This window comes from Acinetobacter sp. S4400-12, assembly GCF_024129495.1.
Lineage (GTDB): Bacteria > Pseudomonadota > Gammaproteobacteria > Pseudomonadales > Moraxellaceae > Acinetobacter > Acinetobacter lwoffii_C.
Genome location: NZ_JAMXYB010000096.1, coordinates 1 through 804, shown reverse-complemented (window position 1 = coordinate 804; position 804 = coordinate 1). Strand labels below are relative to the sequence as shown.

Here is an 804-nt window from a genome sequence, read left to right as displayed (position 1 = left end):
TTCAAACGCTTGGTTGGCGTACCTCGACAAGTTTTTACTGAAATGGTTGAGGTCTTAGAAAAAGCTGAATCACTCAAAAAGAAATCAGGTCGTCCTCATACTTTAGATATAGAGGATCAGTTGTTATTGACTCTCAATTACTTACGAAACTACAGTACTCAACTGGAATTGGCGGCAAATTACCATATCGCTGAAAGTAATGTGAATCGAACCATTAAAAAGGTTGAAAATGCATTGATGAAATCAAGACGTTTTATCCTGCCAAAACGAAGCATTACCACAGCAGACGAACACTTTAACTGGGTCATTATTGATACTACAGAATGTTCAATTGAACGCCCGAAAAAAAAATCAGAGTAAGTTCTACAGTGGTAAAAAGAAGAAACATACGCTAAAAGCCCAAGTGATCTATCATCCGAAGAGTAAACAAATCATAGGGCTAGATATATCGAATGGCAGTCAGCATGACATTAAACTGGCAAGAAAAACGGTTAAGAAATTTAACCATTGTGAATATGTTATTACCGATTTAGGATACTACGGATTAGAGCAAGACGGCTTTAAATTATTGATGCCAATAAAGAAACAGAAGAATTTCCCCTTATTTGATGTTGAGAAAAAGTACAATAACATGATTGGAAAAATACGAGTTGTGATCGAACACATCAATAGTCAATTGAAAACATTTAGAATATTGAGTGAGCGCTATCGAAATAGACGGAAAAGATTCGGCTTACGCATTAATTTAATCGCTGCATTAGTAAACCGAATAAACTCGCAATAAGGACTTTCGCAAGAGGTCTA

General features: G+C 35.8%; 1 protein-coding gene. It reads left to right on the top strand.

Translation table 11 applies throughout. From position 1 onward, the window contains the following. Nucleotides 1–784 (top strand): IS5 family transposase gene (locus tag NI461_RS14060; protein ID WP_253157865.1). Its coding sequence is split into 2 segments (ribosomal slippage), with 783 coding nucleotides annotated over them: nt 1–342 and nt 344–784; the frame shifts between segments, so codons are not numbered across the junction. This gene is flagged as partial in the annotation. Nucleotides 785–804: the final 20 nt, after the last annotated feature.